At 39.3% G+C, this 8561-nt stretch carries 7 protein-coding genes; 6 read left to right on the top strand and 1 reads right to left on the bottom strand.

The genetic code is table 11. The features are described 5' to 3' along the window. Positions 1-214: 214 nt before the first annotated feature. Together AB986_RS19315 and AB986_RS19310 are read left to right on the top strand one after the other, a co-directional pair. Positions 215-1558: a dihydrolipoyl dehydrogenase family protein gene (locus tag AB986_RS19315; RefSeq protein WP_048313284.1), complete on the top strand. Its 1344-nt coding sequence runs from the start codon at positions 215-217 to the stop codon at positions 1556-1558. Between the two features lie 314 nt (positions 1559-1872). After that, on the top strand, positions 1873-2955 hold the full coding sequence (locus AB986_RS19310; RefSeq protein WP_048313249.1) for a mechanosensitive ion channel family protein: 1083 nt from the start codon (positions 1873-1875) through the stop codon (positions 2953-2955). 258 nt (positions 2956-3213) lie between these two features. Here the strand turns inward: AB986_RS19310 and AB986_RS19305 are convergent, their stop codons facing one another. Further along, positions 3214-4182, bottom strand: coding sequence for a bile acid:sodium symporter family protein (locus AB986_RS19305; protein WP_048313248.1), 969 nt, complete (start codon positions 4180-4182; stop codon positions 3214-3216). A gap of 172 nt (positions 4183-4354) precedes the next feature. Between AB986_RS19305 and AB986_RS19300 the strand changes: the two genes are divergently transcribed. From AB986_RS19300 to AB986_RS19285, 4 genes are all read left to right on the top strand, one after another. Then, positions 4355-5758: a SpoVR family protein gene (locus AB986_RS19300; protein ID WP_048313247.1), complete on the top strand. Its 1404-nt coding sequence runs from the start codon at positions 4355-4357 to the stop codon at positions 5756-5758. A 3-nt stretch (positions 5759-5761) separates the two neighbouring features. Continuing rightward, entirely contained in the window at positions 5762-6334 is a 573-nt protein-coding gene (locus AB986_RS19295; RefSeq protein ID WP_048313246.1) for a hypothetical protein, read from the top strand. A gap of 455 nt (positions 6335-6789) precedes the next feature. Further along, complete coding sequence (locus tag AB986_RS19290; protein ID WP_152671042.1) at positions 6790-8151, top strand: TrkH family potassium uptake protein; 1362 nt, start codon at positions 6790-6792, stop codon at positions 8149-8151. 125 nt (positions 8152-8276) lie between these two features. Beyond that, entirely contained in the window at positions 8277-8492 is a 216-nt protein-coding gene (locus AB986_RS19285; protein WP_048313244.1) for an alpha/beta-type small acid-soluble spore protein, read from the top strand. The last annotated feature ends 69 nt before the right edge of the window (positions 8493-8561 follow it).

The raw sequence follows: 8561 nt of genomic DNA, 5'->3' as shown, positions 1-8561 counted from the left end.
TGTTTCTTCCAGTATACAAAAAAGCACCCTATAGAGAGACCTTTTTTCAAAGTGTCTAATCTATAGGGTACAGTTTATTTTTAGCAGGCTTTCTTTTTTATTCAGGTCACCCATTCTTCACTTACTTAAACGATCTAGAAAATACTCGTTTATGATTGTTTATTTAAGAGGAGATAAGGATAACTTGAGTAGTAAAAGGAGAGTGGACGTCGTGATGGAATATGATTTGATTGTGATTGGTTCAGGTTCAGCTGGTTCGGTTGCAGCAACGAAGTGTGCACGAGCAGGGTGGAAAGTAGCTATGATAGATAACAAACCGTATGGCGGTACATGTGCGCTTAGAGGGTGTGATCCTAAGAAAGTCCTTGTAGGAGCAGCAGAGATCATTGCTGACGCAGGGCGCATGTCTGAGAAAGGTATCGCTGGACACCCGCATATTATTTGGAGTGATTTAATGTCTTTCAAAGAAACATTTACAGCCGGGTTTCCAGAGGAAAAAGAGGAAGGATTAAAACGATCAGAGGTAGATACCTTCCATGGGACAGCATCGTTTGTATCTAAAGATGAAATACAAGTAGGAGAAGAAAAATTAAAGGGGAAGAAGTATCTAATTGCCACTGGAGCAAAACCTAGTACTTTACCGATTGCTGGGAATGAACACCTTATTTATAGTGATGATTTTCTTGAACTACAATCACTCCCAGAACGGTTACTGTTTATTGGAGGGGGATATATTTCGTTTGAATTTGCACACATTGCTGCTCGCTGTGGTGCAGAAGTTCATATTATACATAGAGGGAAGCAACCATTAGATTACTTTGAAGAGGAGCATGTAGAAGCGCTGGTAAGAGAATCTGAAAAAGCAGGAGTTAAAGTGCATCTTCAAACTGAAGTGACGTCTATTGCGAAAGAAGGCGAAATTTATATTGTAAAAGGTCTTCAACAGGGCATTGAGAAGTTCTATGAAGGGAATGTTGTTGTGCACGGTGCTGGACGTGTCCCTGCAACAGAAGGATTGAACTTAGATGCAGCAGGTATAGAGTACAGTGCACGTGGAATACATGTAAATGAATTTCTACAAAGTCATACGAATTCAAATGTATATGCAGCAGGGGATGTGGCTGCAACAGAAGGCATGCCGCTTACTCCTTTAGCGGGAAAAGACTCACAAATAGTAGCCTCAAATCTCCTAGAAGGTAACCATAAAAAACCTGATTATGAGGTAGTCCCTACCGTTGCATTTACGATTCCAAAGATTGCTTCAGTAGGATTAACAACGAAAGAACTTTACAAAAAGGGGATACAAGCTGACATACGTGATGTTAATATGACTGATTGGTATACGTACAAGCGAACAAATGAAGGGGAAGCGAGGGGAAAGGTAATTGTCGCAAAGGATACTAATCTCATTCTAGGCGCACATTTTATGAGTCATCATGCAGATGAAATGATTAATTATTTCGCAATGGCTATGCAGTTTGGTATAAAGGCTGATGATTTAAAAAAGATGACATTCGCATATCCAACTCCGGCATCAGATATTGGCTATTTAGTGTAGGGTGTATTAGGAGTTAGAAGCCCTTGTGTATTCAAACGCAACACAGTTAGAGCGTATTGTGTATGATAGATGCAAAACACTAAAGAAAAAAGACGATACTATTTTTCGCCTACCCTTGATTGATAGAGTGGGCGATTTTTGTTTTATAGAAAACCACAATCAGTGATTGGAGCGGAAATTAACTTGCTATAGCAACAATCTTTTAGAAAACAACCTTATTGAATGGGAATGAGCTATTATAGATAGTGTACTGCCAGAATGGCGGAGGGAGAAACGAATGTCTATAATAACCTATAAAAAGGAGATATTGCGTAATGGAGTTTTTAGAGGTTGAAAACAAATGGATTCAACTAGGAATTGCCCTATTAATTTTCTTTCTGTTTCTCATCATGAGGAAAATTTTTGCCAAATATATTTTTAATTTGTTTCTAAAAATCAGTAGAAAATCTTCTACAGAGTTCTTTACGCATTTGTTCCTGGCTTTTGAAAGACCTGTTCGAATGCTTTTTGTCATACTTGGACTATATATTTCGGTATTATATGTGCCGTTCTGGAATCATCACAATGATATTTTCCTACAGATCGTTCGTTCGGCTATTATATTTCTTGCTTCATGGGGATTGTACAATCTATCCTCTTCATCCTCATTGTTCTTTCATAGTGTTAACGAAAAATATAACTTGAAAATTGATCAGTTGCTCATTCCATTTCTTTCTAAGACAATTCGATTCCTAATTATTGCAATGACTTTCAGTGTAATTGCAGGTGAGTTTAATTACGATGTGAATGGATTTATTACAGGTCTTGGTCTTGGAGGTCTTGCTTTTGCGCTTGCTGCGAAAGAAACAATTGAGAACTTCTTTGGTGGTATTGTCATTATTACAGAGAAACCGTTCTCTATTGGGGAATGGATCAAAACCCCGAGTGTCGAAGGTGTTGTTGAGGATATAACGTTTAGAAGTACGAAGATTCGTACGTTCGCTCAGGCGCTTGTTACCGTGCCCAATGCCAGGTTAGCGAATGAAAACATTACAAACTGGTCTAAAATGGGGAAACGTCAAATTACGTTTCATCTAGGTGTAACGTATGATACACCATCAGAGCGGCTTGAAACGTGCATTAATCGAATCGAAAAGATGCTCAGAGATCATGATGATATTCATCCTGAAACCATTTTTGTATCGTTTGATGAGTTTAATCACAGTAGTCTTGATATCTTTTTGTATTTCTTTACAAATACAACTACATGGGGTGACTTCTTAAATGTGAAGCAGGATGTGAACTTCAAGATTATGAGAATTCTTGAAGAAGAACAAGTCTCCTTTGCATTTCCTACCCAAACACTTCATCTCGAGAAGACATCTTCGAATAAAGAAGAAGAAAAAGTATATAACTAATTTAAGACAGGAACCTCATATGAAGGGCCTGTCTTTTCATTAAGCTCTTTTCTAAGTTGTTGCTTTTGAAACAATTATTGGATAAAAAAACAACTTAGCTGATTGGAGCGGAAGGATGCTCGACTCCGACTAGCGGGACAGGTGAGACCCCGCAGGAGCGTAAGCGACGAGGAGGCTCACCGCCCGCCCCGCGGAAAGCGAGCATCGTGGAGCGGAAATAATCGCAATAGCTACAATGTATACGAAAAGAGCCTTTCATTAAGCACTTTTGCTTTCTATGGAGCCTTTGTTAGATTTACTAACTGTCGATTTCTTACTCCAAATTGTTGCAAGAATAGGTCCTGATAGGTTATGCCAAACGCTGAATATAGCGCTTGGTACAGCTGCGATTGGATTAAAGTGAGCGGCAGCAAGTGCTGCTCCAAGTCCCGAATTTTGCATGCCAACTTCGATCGAAATAGCACGCTGATCTGGTTCCTTGAGTCGAAACACCTTTGCAAGCCAATACCCAACTAGAAGACCAAGAAGATTATGAAGAATAACGATTGAGAATATGATTAGACCTGTCTCTGCAATTCGATCTTTACTTGCCCCAACAACTGCGGCAACGATCGCCACAATAGAAATAACTGAAATAAGAGGAAGAGCTTTAACACTTTGTTCTACTTTTTCTCTAAATACTAATTTAACAATGAAGCCAAGTGTAATTGGAATAACGACCATTTGAAAAATGGAGAGAAAAAGATCACCAGCTGAAACAGGTAGCCACTGACTCGCTAATAATAATACGAGTGAAGGTGTTAAAAGTGGTGCAAGTAGCGTAGAGACTGCTGTAATGGCGACGGATAAAGCTGTATTTCCTTTCGCAAGGTATGTCATAACATTAGAAGCTGTTCCGCCTGGACAGCAGCCTACTAGTATCACGCCAACTGCTACTTCTGGTGGTAACTGAAACACAACCGCAAGTCCATAAGCAAGGAGCGGCATAATAATAAATTGAGCAGCTACACCAATCGCCACACTTTTCGGTTGTTTAACCACTTCTTTAAAGTCACTTGCCGATAAGGTCATACCCATTCCAAACATAATAACGCCAAGTAAAATCGTTATGTACGACGTGATCCATGTAAAACCTCCTGGGAAAAGAAAACCCAGCACAGCAAAGAGAAGAACCCATACTGCAAATGTATTTCCTGCAAATCGACTGGCATTCTCAAGTAGCCTCAATTCATCCACTCCCTTATAAAATTTATCCTTGATTATACGCTTAATAATAGAATTTTCAATAGATTTAAAAAATACTTTCTTTCGTCAGCACCTCTTGTTTTTAATCCCTCTAATCATGAACCTACCTGTCCGGTCATACATATTAGTAAGCAATCCTTTAGGAGGGAATGACATGACGACAGAGAAAGAAATTTTTTTCGCTATTGAAGAGATTACAGAAATAGCGAAAGGGTTCGGGCTTGATTATTATCCTATGCGGTATGAGATTTGCCCTGCAGACATCATTTATACGTTCGGAGCATATGGAATGCCTACTCGCTTTTCACACTGGAGTTTCGGTAAACAATTCCATAAAATGAAACTTCAATATGATCTTGGTTTAAGTAAAATCTACGAACTAGTCATTAATTCTGATCCTTGCTATGCGTTTCTGTTAGATACAAACAGTTTAATTCAGAACAAGCTCATTATTGCTCATGTACTTGCACACTGTGATTTCTTTAAAAACAATGTACGTTTCTCTAATACGAGACGGGATATGGTTGAAAGCATGACAGCGACTGCTGAACGTGTTGCTTACTATGAACATCATTACGGCAAAGAGGAAGTTGAGAATTTCTTGGACGCCGTGCTTTCGATTCAAGAGCATATTGATCCATCAATAATGCGACCGAGGTTAAATTACAGCCTTGATGAAAATGAAGTACCATCAGTAAGGAGCGACTCTCCATACAATGATTTATGGTCCCTTGATAAAGAAGGTAAGGAGGACGAGCCAGCTCCTAAAAAGAAGAAGAAATTCCCGCCTCATCCTGAGAAGGACCTTTTGCTATTCATACAAGAAAACAGCACCGAACTAGAAGATTGGCAAAGAGACATTATGACCATGATGCGTGAAGAAATGCTATATTTCTGGCCGCAACTCGAAACAAAGATTATGAATGAAGGATGGGCGAGTTATTGGCATCAACGTATTTTGCGGGAAATGGATTTAACAACGGATGAAGCGATAGAATTTGCTTCACTAAATGCAAACGTCGTTCAGCCATCTAAGACGCGTATTAATCCTTACTATCTGGGTCTTAAAATATTTGAACATATTGAGGAGACATACGATAACCCAACAGAAGAAATGATACAAAGAGGATTTATGCCCGGTGGTGGCAGAGAGAAAATGTTTGAAGTGCGTGAAGTTGAAGCTGATATTTCGTTTATTCGAAACTACTTAACCAAAGATCTAGTCTATAGGGAAGACTTGTATTTATTTCAGAAAAAAGGCCGCGATTACAAAATCGTTGATAAAGAATGGGAACATATTCGTGATCAGCTTGTTACGATGAGAGTGAACGGAGGGTTTCCATATTTAACGGTAACGGATGGAAATTACATGAAAGCTGGAGAGATGTACGTCCATCATTCTTTTGAAGATACTGAACTTGATCTCCAATATTTAGAGCGAGTTCTTCCTTACATTCATCAATTGTGGGGACGTCCAGTTCATATGGAAACAAGAGTTGAGGATAAAGAAGTTCTCTTTTCTTATGACGGAAAGAAATTGCATCGTAGGTATTTATAGAGAATGGACATCATTCCTGATCTCACAGACCATTTTTGGAATTACATTGTATTTATTAGTGTTGCAGGTGGACTTGGTGGTGTTGGTAATATTCTCGTGTCTGGAGAATTTCAACCTTGGCGAAAGGTAGTTAATCAACAATCTAAAACGATCCATTATAGCATTGGATCGATGAAGGAACCTTTTGTGGGCGCGATCGGTGGAATATTAACTACACTTTTGTTCATCGAGAGCGGAACTGGCCAATATTTATTATATCTTTCGATGTTAACAGGATTTGGGAGTAGTGCGTTTCTGAAGCGTTACATTGATCAGAAAACAAATCAAATTATCGAAGAAAGTAACGTGAGCATACAGGGTGAAAACATTCAACCTTATCACCTAACGGATGAGAATTCTAAACCAGTCGTGAAAGGAGTGATGACACAGCCTCCTGTTTATTTAACTGAGGAGGAGGTTAATCGTCTTGCTACACTGCGCTGCCATCTAGCGGAATCGATTGGACCAAGAGAAGCGAAGGTTTTTCAGTCTGAAATTAATGTGCTTCTTCATCATGGGAAACAGAGGGCGCTTTAGGTTATTTCAATTGTTCGATTAGGAGGAGCTGATTATTCAGCTCGTCCTATTTTTTTATTGATATATATAGGTATTTCTTTTTGGACATGCTTTCATATAAACTAGAAGGAGTATTTAGAATAGAACGTGTGAAGATTCTCAATAATGGATGATATAGGAAAAGAGATTGACACTTACCTTAAATGGGTTAAGATAGGGATGGTGATTAACAATCCTTTAAGGGGCAGTAGAACCTTTACCTAGAACGGTAAGGAAACTGCCCCTTTATGTCCGATAAGTTCCAGAGAACCCATTTGAAAGAAGTTTCACTATCCCCACCATAAGGAGCTGTAATCCTCACCTGAAATGAAGGAGAATCAGGAAGTAAGGTGAGGAAACAGCTTCTAATGGTCCGATAAGTTCATCTAACTTTCAGAGAACCCATCTGAAAGAAGTTTCACTAAATTGAAAAGGCTGTGGATGCTTTGTTACGATCTCGTTTTCGACGCATACGATTAACATCTGTGCAGTTGGTCGTTTTATTTTATTTAATAGCGGTAACGATTTCCACTTTTTTAATCGGCTTACCTATAGCACATCAGCAAGGAGTTGAGCTGTCCTTTATGGATGCGCTTTTTACTGCGGTAAGTGCTGTAAGTGTAACTGGTCTTACTGTCGTATCCACAGCGGATACATTCAGTGTACCGGGGATTTTTATTATTGCTTTCGTACTGCAAATTGGTGGAATTGGCATAATGACGCTAGGTACGTTTGTGTGGCTAGTTATGGGTAAAAAGATTGGTCTCAAAGAACGTCAGCTTATTATGACGGATCAAAATCAATCTACTTTATCCGGCTTAGTTCAATTGATGAAGCAAATACTAGGCTTGATCTTCATCATTGAACTCATCGGAGCACTGGTCCTTGGTACTTATTACCTTCGCTTCTTTGAAACTTGGCAAGAAGCCTATTTGCAAGGTTTTTTTGCCTCAGTTAGCGCAACAACAAATGGTGGTTTTGATATAACAGGAAAGTCTCTTCAACCATTTGCTCATGATTATTTCGTTCAATTTATTCATACTTTGTTAATTGTAACCGGAGCAATTGGCTTTCCTGTCTTGATAGAAGTGAAAAACTTTTTATTCTCAAGACAAAATAGCTATCGCTACAAATTCTCTTTGTTTACGAAGCTTACAACAATGACGTTTCTAGTACTAGTTGTATCAGGAGCGATTCTTATATGGGCGTTTGAAGCAACGTCATTTTTTGCAGATAAGAAGTGGCATGAGACGTTCTTCTATTCGATGTTCCAATCGGTAACAACGAGAAGTGGTGGCCTTTCAACAATGGACGTGAATGAGTTTCAGGAGCCGACACAACTGCTAATGTCTGTACTGATGTTTATCGGTGCGTCGCCAAGTAGTGTTGGTGGTGGTGTACGTACAACAACATTTGCTATCGTATTGCTTGCGATTTTCTTTTTTGCGAAGGGTGCGACGTCCATTAAAGTGTTTGGTCGTGAACTTCATCATGAAGACATCCATAAAGCGTTTGTCGTCTTCTCCGTTGCCGTTATTGTGTGGAGCACTGGTATTGTAATGCTTTCGATCTCAGAACCATTTCCGATTGTTGCGATTATCTTTGAAGTATCGTCGGCTTTCGGAACGACAGGATTATCGATGGGGATCACCCCAGGTCTTAGTACATTTGGAAAGATTGTTATCATGTGCCTTATGTTTATTGGACGGATCGGGATTCTGTCATTCTTATTCCTAATTCGTGGGACTGTTTTACGTGAACGCTATCGATATCCAACTGAACGAGTCATTATTGGTTAAAAGTAAGAGGAATAGCTCCTCTTGCTTTTTTTTGTGCATTTTTATCTATGGTCATAATTACCAATTCTTTTTGGTATATAAAAAGTTAGATTTCGCAAACTAGTTGTACAAAGGAGGTGATTGACATGGCTCAACAACAAAGCAGACAAGGAAGCTCTAACAACCTTGTAGTACCTGGTGTAGCTCAAGCTATCGACCAGATGAAGTATGAAATCGCAACTGAATTCGGAGTGCAACTTGGTCCGGACTCAACTTCTCGCGCTAACGGATCTGTTGGTGGAGAAATCACTAAGCGTTTGGTTCAAATGGCTGAACAACAGCTTGGCGGTTACCAAAAATAATTATATACCATGGCTGTAAGGGGTGGACAAGTCCATCCCTTCTTACGTCATTCAATACATAAGAATGGG

Origin of the sequence: Guptibacillus hwajinpoensis, from assembly GCF_001039475.1 — a bacterium.
GTDB lineage: Bacteria > Bacillota > Bacilli > Bacillales > Guptibacillaceae > Guptibacillus > Guptibacillus hwajinpoensis.
The sequence above is the reverse complement of the archived record's forward strand: the minus strand, read 5'-3'. Positions and strand labels throughout refer to the sequence as shown.